This window comes from Prosthecobacter fluviatilis, from assembly GCF_055388355.1.
On record NZ_AP043782.1, the window covers coordinates 2,326,070 to 2,341,000 of the forward strand.

At 63.2% G+C, this 14,931-nt stretch carries 12 protein-coding genes; 4 read left to right on the forward strand and 8 right to left on the reverse strand.

Translation table 11 applies throughout. The features are described from left to right. Positions 1-296: 296 nt before the first annotated feature. Complete coding sequence (locus tag ACZ5WW_RS08945; protein ID WP_377165014.1) at positions 297-893, reverse strand: RNA polymerase sigma factor; 597 nt, start codon at positions 891-893, stop codon at positions 297-299. 309 nt (positions 894-1,202) lie between these two features. Continuing rightward, positions 1,203-2,690, reverse strand: coding sequence for a sulfatase (locus tag ACZ5WW_RS08950; RefSeq protein WP_377165012.1), 1,488 nt, complete (start codon positions 2,688-2,690; stop codon positions 1,203-1,205). Between the two features lie 108 nt (positions 2,691-2,798). On the opposite strand from ACZ5WW_RS08950, the gene aspS reads away from it, so the two are divergent. Further along, positions 2,799-4,637: an aspartate--tRNA ligase gene (aspS, locus tag ACZ5WW_RS08955; RefSeq protein ID WP_377165010.1), complete on the forward strand. Its 1,839-nt coding sequence runs from the start codon at positions 2,799-2,801 to the stop codon at positions 4,635-4,637. A 56-nt stretch (positions 4,638-4,693) separates the two neighbouring features. On the opposite strand, the gene ACZ5WW_RS08960 is transcribed toward aspS, so the two are convergent. Together ACZ5WW_RS08960 and ACZ5WW_RS08965 are read right to left on the reverse strand one after the other, a co-directional pair. Continuing rightward, positions 4,694-5,410 (reverse strand): RNA polymerase sigma factor, encoded by a 717-nt coding sequence (locus ACZ5WW_RS08960; protein WP_377165008.1) that lies wholly within the window; start codon positions 5,408-5,410, stop codon positions 4,694-4,696. Then, on the reverse strand, positions 5,407-8,577 hold the full coding sequence (locus tag ACZ5WW_RS08965) for a serine/threonine-protein kinase (RefSeq protein ID WP_377165006.1): 3,171 nt from the start codon (positions 8,575-8,577) through the stop codon (positions 5,407-5,409). Before ACZ5WW_RS08965 ends, ACZ5WW_RS08960 begins: the two co-directional genes overlap by 4 nt. Positions 8,578-8,727: 150 nt before the next feature. Between ACZ5WW_RS08965 and ACZ5WW_RS08970 the strand changes: the two genes are divergently transcribed. Further along, positions 8,728-9,831, forward strand: a complete 1,104-nt coding sequence (locus ACZ5WW_RS08970; protein WP_377165004.1) for an aldose epimerase family protein — start codon at positions 8,728-8,730, stop codon at positions 9,829-9,831. Then, positions 9,828-10,661 carry a PP2C family protein-serine/threonine phosphatase gene (locus ACZ5WW_RS08975; protein ID WP_377165002.1) on the forward strand — a complete coding sequence of 278 codons (834 nt, stop codon included), beginning with the start codon at positions 9,828-9,830 and terminating at the stop codon, positions 10,659-10,661. The genes ACZ5WW_RS08970 and ACZ5WW_RS08975 overlap by 4 nt, the downstream gene beginning before the upstream one ends. 229 nt (positions 10,662-10,890) lie before the next feature. Here the strand turns inward: ACZ5WW_RS08975 and ACZ5WW_RS08980 are convergent, their stop codons facing one another. After that, positions 10,891-11,166 carry a hypothetical protein gene (locus tag ACZ5WW_RS08980; RefSeq protein ID WP_377164999.1) on the reverse strand — a complete coding sequence of 92 codons (276 nt, stop codon included), beginning with the start codon at positions 11,164-11,166 and terminating at the stop codon, positions 10,891-10,893. 36 nt (positions 11,167-11,202) lie between these two features. After that, positions 11,203-12,240, reverse strand: coding sequence for a methionine synthase (locus tag ACZ5WW_RS08985; protein ID WP_377164997.1), 1,038 nt, complete (start codon positions 12,238-12,240; stop codon positions 11,203-11,205). A 168-nt stretch (positions 12,241-12,408) separates the two neighbouring features. Between ACZ5WW_RS08985 and ACZ5WW_RS08990 the strand changes: the two genes are divergently transcribed. Next, positions 12,409-13,242: a PEP-CTERM sorting domain-containing protein gene (locus tag ACZ5WW_RS08990; protein WP_377164995.1), complete on the forward strand. Its 834-nt coding sequence runs from the start codon at positions 12,409-12,411 to the stop codon at positions 13,240-13,242. Here ACZ5WW_RS08990 and ACZ5WW_RS08995 read toward each other — a convergent pair. Next, on the reverse strand, positions 13,239-14,018 hold the full coding sequence (locus tag ACZ5WW_RS08995; RefSeq protein WP_377164993.1) for a sugar isomerase domain-containing protein: 780 nt from the start codon (positions 14,016-14,018) through the stop codon (positions 13,239-13,241). The genes ACZ5WW_RS08990 and ACZ5WW_RS08995 overlap by 4 nt on opposite strands. Then, complete coding sequence (locus ACZ5WW_RS09000) at positions 14,015-14,929, reverse strand: ROK family protein (RefSeq protein WP_377164991.1); 915 nt, start codon at positions 14,927-14,929, stop codon at positions 14,015-14,017. Before ACZ5WW_RS09000 ends, ACZ5WW_RS08995 begins: the two co-directional genes overlap by 4 nt. Between the last annotated feature and the right edge of the window lie 2 nt (positions 14,930-14,931).

The window sequence follows — 14,931 nt, forward strand, 5'->3', positions numbered from 1 at the left end:
CCTCCGTCGCTGCGGCGAAGCCTCTGGCGGAGTGGGATCGTCCCGATCCCACACGCTCCCGCATCGCCCTGCGCCCTCGCAGATCCACGAACACGCTGCAGGTGGGGGGATCAAGATGATCCCCCTCCGTCGGATCGTGCCTCCACCTTCAGACCCGTTTTCATCGCATCGTGGTATAACACGATAGCCATGACCAGCGCGGGCGGTCTCCTTGTTGCACAGCAACAAGGCTGCAACGAAAAAGGGCGGACCGGAGTCCGCCCTTCTGTTTTGGGTTTGGGTTTTGGGGGGAATGATCAGGCAAGTCGTGGCTTCACCAGCGTCTCCAGGCGGTTCACACCACGGCGGATGCGAGCTTTGATCGTGCCAAGAGGCTCATGCAAACGCTCGGCCACCTCGGCCTGGGTCAGGCCGCTGAAGTAGGTCAGCTCGATGGCCTCGCGCTGGTCGTCCGTCAGGCGGGACACCGCGCTGTGCAGGATGGTGTCGCGCTCCTTGGTCTCCAGGTTTTCGTGGCCGGAGGGCTCAAACTCGTACTGGTCCTTCTTGTTCTCTGTCTCAAAGTCGTCGTTGAGGCGTGAGCGGCGCTGCTTGGAGCGGATGCGGTCGATGGCGCGGTTCCGGGCCAGGGTGGTCAGCCAGGTCAGGGGCTTGCCTTTGCGGGGCTCATAGAGGTGGGCCTTGTTCCAGACCTGCACCAGCACCTCCTGCATCACGTCCTCGGTGTCGTGATGATCGTTCAGCACATTGGAGATCGAGGCGAAAATCAGGCCGCTGTACTTCTTGTAGAAGATCTGGAAGCTGGCGGAATCGCGTTCGGCGATGCGCTTCAGAAGCCGGATGTCTTCGATGACGCTGGGATCTAACTCGGGGGTCGTTTCAGTCGCGTTCATGATGAGGGGTGGTTGACTAACGAGTTCGACAATTGCGACAAAACAGGGTTTCGTCAAAGATTTGTTTTATTTTTGTCTAATAAAAAGTGACCTTTGTCTAACTTCCGCCACAAGGCAGTCGAAATAAAATGGACGCAGGTGTGAGACAGCAGGCCGAGTTTTATTCCCGTTTGTCCAGAATTTCGCACGCTGTTGTCGAAGATTTGCAGCCCGCCGCGTGCTGTAGACACCCAGACACAAGGCCACGCAGGCCCCTGCCCCCATGGGCTGTCTAAGTTTGGCAGGCCTGCGACCCTCGCCGCAGCTTGGCTATTGGGGGCCTTTTTTCTTCCCCGCTTTCCTGGCGGGTGCATTGGCGGCGCGGCCATCCGGCTTGGCGGGATCGTAGGCCGGGTTGGGCGTGGGCATCAGGGCACCCACGTCCTTCTGCCAGGCGTGGAGCTCGGCCAGCATGGCCTTGACCCGCTCGGGCTCCTGGGCGGCGAGGTTTTTGGTCTCGCCGAGGTCGGTCTTGAGATTGAAAAGCTCCGGCTGCTGCTCGTTCTCGGACCACTGGATGAGCTTCCAGTCTCCCTGGCGCATGGCCGCCCCGGGGGCTCCGCCCTGGTTGCCGTAGTGGGGGTAGTGCCAGAAAAGCGGGCGCTCCGGCAGGTCTTTGCCCTCCAGCAGAGGGCGCAGGCTCACGCCGTCGGTCTTGGCGGCGGGCATGCTCCCGGTCACGTCCGCCAGGGTGGCAAAGTAGTCCGGACTGCACACCGGCGTGGCCACCTGGGTGCCCGGCTTCACCACACCCGGCCAGCGCACGATGAGGGGCTCGCGGATGCCGCCCTCATACAGCCAGCCCTTGCCGCCACGCAGCGGCAGATTGGAGGTGGGGGAGCCCTCGCTCGTGCTCAGGCCGCCGTTGTCAGAGGTGAAAAAGACGAGCGTGTTTTTGTCCAGGCCCAGTTGTTCCAACTTAGACAAAACCTTGCCCACGGCGGCGTCCATGGCCTCCACCATGCCGGCATAGACGGCGTGCTCCTGCACCAGCCGCACATCGCGCGGCTCCTCGCGGCCAAACTTGGGCTCCAGGCCCAGCTTCTGGCGCTTGGCCTCGTACTTGGCCTGCAAATCCGGGCGCGACTGCAGCGGCGTGTGCACGGAGTAGAAGGAGAAGCAGACAAAGAAGGGCTGCGCCTTGTGCGCCTCGATGAACTTGCCCGCCTCTGTGGCCAGCCGGTCTGGCAGGTGCTCGCCGGGCGGGCCGTCGGGCAGGCGCGGGTTGTCGTAGGGCACGAAGTATTTCCCTCGTCCGTAGGGGCCGCCACGGTCAACGCCGCCCATGTTCACATCGTAGCCCTGATCCTCCGGCCAGAAGCCCTCGGGGCCCAGGTGCCACTTGCCACCAAAGAAGGTGGCGTAGCCTGCGCTTTTCATGAGCTCTCCCAGCGTCACCTCCTCATGCGCCAGGCGGTCGGAGTAAGGAGCGGGCAGCAGGCGCGTGTTGCGCTTCCAGCCTTCCGGCTTCAGCGGCGCGCCGATGTAGTCCGTGATGCCCGTGCGCTGCGGCCAGCGCCCTGTCTGGATGGCCGCACGCGTGGGCGAGCACACCGGGCAGGCCGCGTAGGCATCGGTAAAACGTGCGCCCTCCTTTGCCAGGCGGTCGATGTTGGGCGTCTCGTAAAAGGTGCTGCCGTAGCAGCCGAGGTCTCGCTGGCCCAGGTCATCCACCAAAAAGAAGACCACATTGGGCCGCTCGGCGGCGGAGAGTGCTGCGGCAAAGCCACCCAGAAGAAGCAGGGATTTCCAAAACATGACCCCTAAAAACGCCGCCCCATCGGGAACCTTGCCCTCATTCTGCCCCCGCCTTTCCCCCTTGCACGCGGGCCGAATCCGCCGACTCTACGCGCCCTTTTTTCCGCCATGATCCCCAACGCCTACCGTTCCCTTCACTGCAACGCCGTCCGCTCTGAGCACATCGGCCAGACCGTCACCCTGTGTGGCTGGGTGAATTCGGCCCGAGATCATGGCGGCGTCATCTTCATCGACCTGCGCGACCGCGAGGGCCTGACCCAGGTGGTCTTCCGCCCGGAAGAAAACGCCGAGCTCGCCGCCCAGAGCCACACTCTGCGTGACGAAGACGTGCTGCAGATCACCGGCAAGGTGGCCGCCCGTCTCAAGGGCACCGAAAACGCCAAGCTGGGCACCGGCGATGTCGAAATCGTCGCCACCGAGTGCAAGATCCTCAACAAGGCCGATGTGCTGCCCTTCCAGCTGGACCGCGAGCTGTCCAACGAGGACATGCGCATGAAGTACCGCTACCTGGACCTGCGCCGCGAGCGCATGAGCAAAAACATCCGCACGCGCCACAAGATCACCAACGCAGCACGCAACTACCTCGACGGAGCTGGCTTCATCGAGGTCGAAACGCCGATCCTCAGCAATCCGACGCCCGAAGGCGCACGCGACTTCCTGGTGCCTGCCCGCTTGAACCCCGGCAAATTCTACGCGCTGCCGCAGGCCCCGCAGCAGTACAAGCAGCTCATGATGGTGGCCGGTCTGGAGCGCTACTTCCAGATCGCCCGCTGCTTCCGCGATGAAGACCTGCGCGCCGACCGCCAGCCGGAGTTCACCCAGATCGACATCGAGGCCAGCTTCATCCAGCGCGACGACATCGTGAACCTCGTCGAAGGCCTGCTCGTGAGCATGTTCAAGGCCGGCACCGGACGCGACATCCCCGCGCCCTTCCCGCGCATGACCTACCAGGAAGCCATGGACCGCTACGGCTCCGACAAGCCGGACACGCGCTACGGCAACGAGATCGTGGACATGGCCGACGTATTCGCGAACAGCGGCTTCAAGATCTTCCGCACCACCATTGAAAACGGCGGCGTCGTGCGCGCCATCAATGCCAAGGGCTTTGCCGGCATCACCACCGGCCAGATGATCCGCCTCAACGAGATCGCCACGCAGGCCGGCATGAAGGTCAAGCAGCTCGCCTTCATCAAGGTGGAGCGCGATGCCAACGGCGTGCTCGAGTACAAGAGCCCGCTGTGGAAGTTCTTCAGCGAAGACGAGCAGAAGGCCCTCATCGCCAAGCTCGGGGTCGAGGAAAACGACATCGTCTTCTTCTATGCCGGCACCTGGCAGGAGGCCTGCGACATCCTCGGCCGCGTGCGCGTGGAGATCGCCAACATGACGCAGCTCACCAAGGACAGCACCGCGCTGAATTTCCTGTGGGTGGTGGACTTCCCGCTGCTAGCCCAGGATGCGGAAACGCAGAGCTGGGTGGCCGTGCATCATCCCTTCACCCGTCCAAAGACGGAGGACATCCCGCTCATGGAAGCCGGCGAATACGCCAAGGTGCGCGCCGAAGCCTACGACGTGGTGCTCAACGGCTACGAACTCGGCGGCGGCTCCATCCGAATCCACGAGAAGGATCTGCAGGCCAAGCTCTTCAGCGTGCTCGGCGTGAACGAAGAGGAGCAGGCGCACAAGTTTGGCCACATCCTCGACGCCTTCCGCTTTGGCGCACCTCCTCACGGCGGCCTCGCCCTGGGCCTGGACCGCATCGCCATGCTGGTGAGCGGCGAGGACAGCATCCGCGAAGTGATCGCCTTCCCGAAAAACAACAAGGGCAGCGATTTGATGACGGACAGCCCGACCCAGATCGACTTCAAGACCCTGCGCGAAATCTACATCCAGAGCACCTGGAAGGAGAAGAAGCCCGAGGCAGCGGTTGCTGCTGCGCCGGTGGCGTAAAGTTGCTTTGTTGCTGTGCAGCAAACGATCCCCTGTTCCGCAAGGACAGGGGATTTTTATTTTCTCAGCGCCCGCATCAGCGCTTCCATCTCCTCTTTCACATCTCCGGCCTGCCCCACCGTCTGCACGATCTCCGCCTTCACGGCTTCGCGAAAACGTTTTCGCAGGCGGTGCACGGCCACCTTCACGGCCTCGATGCTCATGCCAAGTCTCGCAGCGGCCTCGCTTTGCGGGACGGCATCGCCTTCGGCGGTCAGCCACGGTTTCAGCGCATCGAAGTGCGTGGATTTGCCATCGTCGCGCATGTCACGCTCCAACTGCGCAAGGGCACGCGCCAGCAGCGTCAGGGCCCATTCACGATCAAAGGCCGCATCCGGTGCTTCGATGCTAGTGTCCGCGATTTGCAGTCCCGCGCCGGTCTGCTCGGAGCCGCCGTCGAGCACCGCATGGGCGATGCCTCCGCCGCGCTTGGCTGCATGATCACGCTCCCGCTGGTTGGCGGCAAAGCGTTTCAAGACCGTGAGCAGGTAGCTGCGGAATTTCCCGCGCAGGGGATCAGCACCGTCAATCGTCCCGCCCTCAAGCAGCTTGGCAAAGAAGTCATGCGCCAGATCCCGCGCCACATCCTCCGCACGCCCGTCCCGCCGCAGGAAGGCCACCACCGGCGCGTAGTAGGCCGCACACAGCTCGCTCAGCGCCGCCCGCGCCTGCGCATCATCACCGCGCGAGCGGGAGACCAGCGTCCAACGCGTGTCGTGGAAAGAGGAGGTCATGGGAGGGGCGGGATCTTCACGTGAGTAAAAGTCACGCTTTGGATCTTGCGGCTGCGAAACTGAAAAGACTCCACTTCGCTGAGCGAAACCCGGAAGCTCCGTCGCTGAACGATGTTTCCTCCGTTTCCAGCCCACGACAAATCTAGCGACCCGGTGCTGCCGCCGTTTTTCAGCCGCGCCACGGCGTCATAGAGAGTGTCGTAGGAACCCATGGACCATGAGACAAAGGCCAGATGCCGGGAGTCGTCTCCAGGCCCGGCAAGCATGCAGTCCTTGCCGAGCCACCCCGCCCCCTGCCATGTGGATGGAATCACATTGCCAAGCTGCCATGGACCGATGGCATACCGCAGAGTGATCTGAACTTCCGAAGGCAGCCTGCCAATGCGCCCGGGGCTGAGCACATACCCCATCAATGGATAATTTCGCCCCGCCAGACCATTGCCCGGCCCCATGAGGCTGCCATCGCGATCTTTTATCGGCAGGCCGCTCGCATCACTGATTTCCACCCCGACCGCGCTGTAAGGATCAAAGTCCGGATGTTCAAACCACATCTGCAGCCAGCAGTCTTCAGCACCCGCAGAGCACATGGAATCTCCCGATGATGCGGTGACGAGACGCCGGGATTCTTCATCGTCCAGCGGCTTTCCCTCCGGAGAATACAACGGCCATTCCCAGCTTTGCTGGTTCCGCTGCAACCGCACAAACCGCAGCACGGGCTTTTGATCCAGAGCATGGGCGGTGCCTTCCACCACAGGCGGAAGTGCGGCGTCAGGCGCTTCCGGCCACACATCCGCGCCCGCCTTCCACGCCTCCCTGGGCCAGTATGGAAACAGCATCTTCCCGATGATCTTGTCCCACGGCATGGAGAATTCCTCCGGCCTGCCGTCGCGTTTCAGGTGCAGGCCTTTGGGCTCCACGGCGACGACACGCGCGAGCCAGGTCTGGCCGCTTTCGTGTTCGTAAACGACAAGCTCTCCGGGAGCAAAGCCCGTGTTGAGCTTGGAAGCGAGCCACGAACTGCGGCTGGCGATGCCAAACGCCTTCCCGGGCGGAACCGAATACGAAGCCCCGATGAAGGCGCGGATGAAAAACATCAGCACGATGATGGGGATGGCGACCTCGATGTTCCTCACCAGCCGGTGCGGCTTGATGGCGGGCAGGCCCACGGGATGACGGCGCATCCACACCAGCGTGGAAACGATGGGGGCAGCCACCGCGACCAGTGTCAGCGCAGTGGCCGCCCAGGCATAGGCGTCCTGGTGTCGCGGGAGCTGATAAAAGCCCGCGATGCCTGCGGCGATGATCGTGAACGACCAGCAAAAGAGATGCCGGCCACACACGGCGTTCACATCGTACCAGCGCTGATCGGACGCAAAGGTGGAGGGCAGCCGCACACCGTAGAGGGAGTTCATCGGGACCAGGCGCAGCCAGAGCGGCAGACTCAGCGCTGCGACGAGGAGGCCCGCAGTTTCAACACTGGTAGCAATGATGATCTGCGCAGTCACGCCGGCAGCGCCCGCATGGAACCACTGACGGGTCAGGCATACGAGCGCCAGCAGCAGCAGGAGAGATGCGGGCAGAAACCAGAGCACGCGGGAGGGGCGCTCATACCATGATGTGGCACGCTGCGCACCGCCGCAGGCCTCGTATTCGAGCTGCCTGCGCGCCCACCACGGCATGAAGACGGATGGCAGCATCAGCGGCAGCCAGATCCAGGTCACAAAAGGTCCGGTCACGCGGGTCATCTTCACCAGCCACTGCAGCGGACCCGGCATGAGGGCCAGATTGTCCGCCACGTACGGCGCATGCACCTGCGCCCCCATGCCCATGGCGAATGCGTACACCTGGCCACCATAGCCATGGACGCAGGCCACGAGCCCGCCCACCCCCTCCCAGCCCAGCGCCATGCCGCCTGCGGCAAAAAAACCCACTCCTATGCCGCCATAGGCCAGCAGCCATGCCAGCGCCAGCCCGCCCCACGAGACAAGGCCAAGGCTCATGCCCCCTACCGCCACCACGCCCACAGCCAGCCCCCCACACGCAAACAACCCGCGCGCATTGCCCCCAAAGGCCACCACGCCCACCGCCCTGTCCCCAAAGGCAAAGAAGCCGCGCGCCGTGCGCTTGCGCCCTGTCGTGGGATCAATGCCAGAGGTCACATGCAGCAGCGGCATGCCAAAGAGCGTGCGCCTGGTCTTGTACTCAAAGCTCTGAAACTGCCATGCCAGCGAGCGCCGCATCTGCGGCGGCATGGCGGCCACGCCCTCGATCTGTGTCTTAAACTCTCCCGCGCTCTGCTGGCGGCGCTCGCGCTCCTTGGCCAGTGCCCTGAACACGATCTCGTCCATGCCGCCATTAACCGCCGCCTTTTCAGAGGGGGCGGCAAAGCGGCCCAGCGGCAGCTCGCCGGTGAGCATCTCGTAAAACACCACGCCCAGGCTGTAGATGTCCGCGCGGTGGTCCACGGTGGCGGGCTTCTCGATCTGCTCCGGCGCCATGTAGGGCGCGGTGCCCAGCCGTGCGCCGCTTTGCGTCAGCATCATCTCATCGCCACCGTTTTCATCGAGGATCTTGGCGATGCCAAAGTCCACGATCTTCACGCGGCCCTGCGCATCCAGCAGGATGTTCTCGGGCTTGATGTCACGGTGCAGCACGCCCTGGCTGTGGGCGTATTGCAGCGCCTCGCACATCACGGGTACGATGCCCAGCGCCTGCTCCGGCGTGAAGCGCCCGGCGCGCATGGCCTGGCGCAGGTTCACACCATCCACATACTCCATGATGAGGTAGCAGAAGCCTCCGCTCTCGCCAAAGTCATGCACGGTGACGATGCCCGTGTGGCTCAGCCGTGCCAGCACGCGCCCCTCCCGTGTAAACCTCTCCGCAAAGCCCGGCGTGGCCGCCAGCGACTTTGGCAGCACCTTCAGCGCCACGATGCGGTCCAGCCGCGGCTGCCGTGCCTTGAAGACGGCGCTCATGCCACCGTGGCCGATGAGATCGAGGATTTCGAGATCAGGAAACGCAGCCGCAATCTCCGCCACGGAGGGCAGCTCCGCACGGGAGAGCGGCAGCGTGTCCGCGCCCCCGTCTGTGGGCATGGCGGCTGCAGCCATCAGGTCGGCCGGATTCAGACCGTGAAAGGGATCGTTCGGAGGGGTGGGGGAGTCCATGACACCGGCTGCATGGGGAAAGTGGCGGCAGAGGTTACACACGATCCTGCCCCACTGGCCAGAAACTTCGGCCCCGAGGGTGGAATCCTTTCTTGCGCAAAGCTGGCGAAACCGTCACACTCACGGACCAACCAGCCACCTGAACCCGCCATGCGCCGCTACGCGCTGCCCAGCCTTTTTCTGCTACTCATGTCCATCACCGGTCCGTCATCTGCCGCCAGCGTGGAATCCCGCACCTGGGGCCAGACACCGGCGGGAGAGGCGGTGCAGCTCTTCACGCTGAAAAACACCGGCGGCATGGAGGCTCACATTTGCACCTGGGGCGGGTACATCGTTGCGCTGAAGGTGCCAGACAAAAAGGGCGCCCTCGCGGATGTGACGCTGGGCTTTGACAGCCTGGACGGCTACCTGGGCAGGAACCCTTTCTTTGGCTGCATCACCGGCCGCTACGCCAACCGCATCGGCGGGGCAAAGTTCACGCTCGATGGCGTGGAATACCCCGTGACGGCCAACTCCGGCAAACACCAGCTGCACGGCGGCAAGGCGGGCTTTGACAAGAAACTCTGGGCCGCCAAAGCGGTTCAAGACGGGGTGGAACTCAGCTACACCAGCCCCGACGGCGAGGAAGGCTACCCGGGCACCCTGAAGTGCACCGTGACCTACACGCTCACGCCGGACAACGGCCTGAAGATCGACTACTCAGCCACCACGGACAAACCCACCGTGCTGAACCTCACCAACCACGCCTACTTCAACCTCTCCGGCGAAGGCAGCGGCGACATCCTGGGTCACGAGCTCACCATCCCCACGGACAAGATCACCGCCACGGACGACGACCTCATCCCCACCGGAGAGATCGCCAGCATCCAGGGCACGCCGCTGGATTTCACTGCACCGCACGCCATCGGCGAGCGCATCGGCGCGGACTTCAAGCCGCTCATCCAGGGCATCGGCTACGACCACAACTACGTCCTCTCCGGCAGCGGCCTGAAGCTGGCTGCCACCGTCAAAGACCCCGCCAGCGGCCGGGTGATGACCGTGCGAACGACGGAGCCCGGTGTGCAGCTCTACACCGGCAACCACCTCAATGGCGTGCCTGGCAAAGGAGGGCATATTTATGCAAAGCGTCATGGCTTCTGCCTGGAAACGCAGCATTATCCCGACAGCCCGAACCATCCCAGCTTCCCAGGCACCATCCTGCGCCCCGGGGAAACTTTTCACAGCACCACGATTTACCAGTTTTCCGCCGAGTGAGCGCCACCACCACCGTCCTGACAGATCGAGTCCCCCTGTTTGAAACCCAGCCCCCTGCCTTCATTCAGGAGCAGGATTTTGCCGCGAGGCAGTACCGGGGCCGCCGCGACAACCAGGAGGACTACTATGCCTTTGCCGATGCGGCAGAGCCCGAGGAGCGCAGCCTGGAGCGCCTGCTCCTCGTGGTGGGAGACGGCCTCGGTGCGCATGCCGGCGGCAGCGTGGCCAGCTACATCGGGGTGAACGCCTTTGTGCGCGCCTACCACGAGCAGGACGGTCCGCACTCCTGGAAGCTCAAGCACGCCATCGAGACGGCCAATGAAACGCTCGGCATCATCACCAGCCGCATGCCCAGCGTGGCTCCGCCCATGGGCACCACCATGGTGGGAGTGCTGATCACGCCCAAGACCATGGAATGGATCAGCGTGGGCGATTCCCCCCTCTTCCTCTTCCGGGATGGCGTGCTGCACCGCCTCAATGCCGACCACAGCCTTTCCCCGCTCATCGACGCCCGCGCCGAGCGCGGAGAGATCACCCGCGAGGAGGCCGAAAACCACCCCGACCGCCACACGCTGCAGGCCGCGCTGCTGGGCATGCCGCTGGCCATGATCGACACTCCCGCCGAGCCCTGGCCCCTGAAGAAAGGCGACATCATCATCGCTGCCAGCGACGGCATCTTCACCCTCAGCCACAAGGCGCTGGAGGAGCTGCTCAGCTTTGGCAAGCACACCACGGCGGACAAGATCGCCGACGCGATCATCTTCGCCATCCGCCGCATCAACAACGACCGCCAGGACAACACGACGGTGGGTGTGGTGAAGATCGGGTAGCGGCGAAGCGTGCCCAGCAACAGCCTGGTTCAACGAGCAGGGACTTCAGCATGCTTGGACGTAGGATGGGTGTGGCGAAAGCCCGCCCGTCCATGAGCGTACGGCAAACACTGTGGCGTGCGAACGTCCTCGCAGTCGGGCGGTTTGGCGGAGCATGCCATGGAGCATCACTACGCACTCGACGCCAAACACACCCAACCTACGACCAGAATGGCAACAAGCCGGATATTCAGAAGCGCATGACCGGCTTGTCCGGATCATCCGGATCGGACATGTCCGCCTCCAAGGCCCAGCGCCAGCCAAGCCTCAGCAGCCAGAGACCACCAACGAGCGACACTCCGCATGAGATGCCGTAGAAGCGCAGCAGGCTCCCTTTCTTCACGATTTCGGCGGATTGAATGGTGAGGTAGCAAACCCAACCGGAGGCGATGGCATATCCGACAAGCGCGATGCCCACCAGACCGATGACACAGCCTGCCGGTGTTGCCTTGGTGGGAACCTCCATGAGAGCAGAATCTGCGCGAAGCAGAAAAGCTGTCTCTTACAATCCCAGCTCCCTTTTCACGATGCCCACCCCCGCCACCATGCTGGCCAGCTTCTTCTTCGCAGCCCAGCGTGCGGTTTGAGACAGGCCGCAGTCTGGCGCAAACACCAGCTTGTCCGCAGGGGCGTGTTTCAGGCAGGCGCGCACGGCGTCGGCGATCTGCTCCGGTGTTTCGATGTGGTAGCTTTTCACATCGATGATGCCCACGGCCACGTCGTAGCGTTCGGCCATCGGTTGGATGACCTCCAGCTCGGCGTATTCACGATTCGCCATCTCCACGTGCACCTCGTCGCAGTGCAGATCGAGGAAGGCAGGAAAGAGCGGGGCGTATTTCCGCCAGCCCACGGGGTGGCCTTTGAAATTGCCAAAGCACAGGTGCGTGCAGATGCGCGTCTTTCCATAGCCGCTGCTCACGGTGCGGTTGAAGATGTCCACAAAGCGCTTGGTATCCTCGCGGTAGCCGTAGCAGCTCATGCTCGGCTCATCCACGCAGATCTCCTCCGCACCGGCGGCCACGAGATCGGCGATCTCCTTGTTCACGATGGGCAGCAGCGCCTCGGTGATGGCGTAGCGGTCCTGATACCGCGCATTGGGCGCCAGCCGCCCGCTGAGGGTGTAGGGGCCGGGGACAGAGACCTTGAGACGCTTGCCGGTATGTGAGGCCAGACGCTTGAGCCTCTCATACTCCTCCACGGCTCCCAATCCTCGCGGAGCACGCAGCTCTCCCACGATCTCATGCTTGCCGCGCTGATCATGTGCCGGAGGCCCAAAGCGGCGCGGGCTGGCGGGCTCCAGCGCAATGCCCTCGATGAAGCCGTAGAAGGATAAATTGAAGTCAAAGCGCGTCTGCTCGCCGTCCGTGATGACGTCCAGCCCGGCCACGATCTGGTCCTGAATGGCCACCTGCGCGGCGTCATCCTGCAATTCCGCGATATCCGCGCTGCCGAATTCCCCGAGGTGCCGGGCGGAAAACTCGAGCCACCCGGGAAAGGGATAACTGCCAATGACAGAGGTGCGGAGGGGTTGGGTCTGCATGTGGAACAGCTTATCGACGCAAGATGCTCAGCGTCAAAGCCAAGCCGCAAAACACAACCGTTGCGGCGGAAAGGTTCATTCGGCTCACCCACCCCCAAAACTAAACCTTAGTTTAGTTTTCAATGACAGTACTAGTCAGTGATAGTACTCATACAACCATCTAACCTTATGAAATACAACCATGTTTTCATTTTGGCTTTAGTCAATTGCTGTACCATTTCATCCCTTTACTCCCAAACTTCAATTGTAGGCAGCGGGAGCAGTTATAACGATATTTTCCCTTCATCCACCCCCGTCACCTACGATGTCCCGGGTGGAGGACTGGCCTCGATCACGCTCTCCAATGGCTCCACCACTGCAACCCGGGGGCTGTGGGACCTCACCGCTCAGGGCGGGGCCAATGCCACGATCCTGGCGAGCCTGACCGAATCCGCCGCGCAGGTGGCTTTGAACGGCTCGGCCCTGCAGTTCCAGATCACCAACGACAACAATTCGCTGCTCGGCCTCCTGGGTGTTGGAGCCAGCATCCATTACGCGTGGCAGGCGGTGGCCTATTTCGACACTCCTGGAGATGTGCTCAACTACACACCCAACACCCATTACAGCATCAGCTTTGATGTGGATGGCAACAACGGCCTGCTCAGTTCTGTGCTGGGCTTGAACCCGAGTTTCACCTTTGAGCTCATCGACGGGCTGGGGAACACGCTGACGAGCAGCAACAACACTACCCAGATCAACATCGCAGGACTGCTGGGTTCAGGGGTGACGACAGGCACGGTGAATCTGGACTACCTCCTGGGCGGCACAGCGCCCAGCGGTCCCATAGGCGTGCGGTTCATCGGTGATGCGCAGGTCGGAGCCACCGCGCTGAGCCTGGGGACAGACTTTGCCACCATCTCGAACCTGAACATCAGCGCCACCCCTGTACCGGAGCCCGGAGGCAGTTTGCTGATCGGCTCCGTAGGTGTTGCGGCTCTGCTGAGACGGAGGCGGCTGAGCTAAGCCCCCAGCCCCGCATAATACGGCGCGATGCGCCGTGCGTGCTCGTCATAGGCGGCCTCAAACAGCTCGGTCGCTTTCGCTGCGCCGACGACGGCTCCGGCGGTGAGTACTTTTGGAGGCTGGCCAGCTTTGGTGAGGCGATCGGCCACTTCGGCTTTGATGGCATTGACGAGCAGACAGCCGCCCACGGTGCTGCCGGGAGCCACGGGGGTGTCGAGGTTTTCGATCTTGATCATGGCATCGCCAACGGGTGCGCCGGTGTCGAGGACGATGTCTGAGAAGTCCTGGAGCTTCTTGCCCTCACGATGGCGGCTGGTGCTGGCCTGGCTGTGCACCGTGCTGATGATGCCCACGACTTTGACGCCTCGCTTCTGAAATTCCTCGGCCATTTCCACCGGCACCACATTGCAGCCGCTGCTGGAGATGACGAGCGCGCTGTCGCCGGGCTTGAGATCAAAATTCCGCAGGATGCGATTGGCCAAGCCGCTGACGTTTTCCAGAAACATGGCCTGACGCTGGCCGTTCGCGCCGACGACGAGATTGTGGAAGGTCAGTGAGAGCTCGACGATGGGATTGAAGCCGGGGAAGGAGCCGTAGCGCGGCCACATCTCCTCCACCAGGATGCGGCTGTGGCCGGAGCCAAAGACGTGCACCATCTGCCCGGCGAGGATCGTCTGCGCGAACATGTCCGCCGCCTTCTGGATGAGCGGAAGCTGATCGCGGACGCGGTTGAGAAGGCCTTGGCTGGCGTCGAGGTATTGGAGGGCGGGAGTCATGAGTGTTGAAGAAGATTGAAAACAGAGCCGAGGCATCCGGCGCTGTCGCCGAGGGTGGCAGGGACGATGCGGGCCGCATTTCCGCCGGGACGCCATTCGAAGCCGTCCAGCGCCTGCTGCAGCGGGCCGAACAAGCGCTCCCCCGCCCCGGTGGCGATGCCGCCGCCGACGATCACGACCTCGGGGTCGAGCACGTTGATGAGGGAGGCAATGGCGGCAGCGAGATGCTTCACCGATGTGAGCCACACGGCGGCGGCGTGGGCATCGCCTGCGCCGTAGGCGTCAATCAGCGCATGCGTGGTGGCGTAGCGGCCCTCGCCGCGCTGGGAGATGGTCTGATTGCCGATGGCGTCCTCCAGGCTGCCGGGAGTGTTGAAATCATCGCACGGTGCATTGGCATCGACGGTGATGTGACCCAGATGCCCTGCCCGGCCGATCTTGCCTTTGAGCAGGCGTCCGCCGCTCCAGATCGCGCCACCGACACCCGTGCCGAGCGTGAGCATGAAGGCGTCCTGCGTGTCCTTCGCCGCGCCTGCCCACACCTCGCCGAGGAGGGCGGAGTGGGCGTCATTGAGCACCCGGCAGTCGCGCTCCAGAAAGACGGACCAGTGGAATTTCTCCAGCCCGTGCATGCGGCCCGGCATCCAGTCGATGCAATGGCCATCGGGATTTGCCAAACCGGGTGCGGAGAGGCCGACGCGGAGCTTCTGCCCGGCCTGCGCCTCAAACTCCTGAACGATCTCGCGCACCGTCAGGGCAAAGCGCGGGGTGTCGCCGTCGAATTCGCCATCGCGGGTGGGCTTCGAAAGCGCGGCCACGGTGCGAGCGCTGGCCGTTTCAACAAGCGCGGCCTTGATGTTCGTGCCGCCGAGGTCGATGCCGACGGCTAGTGGCTGGATGGAGGAAGTCATGC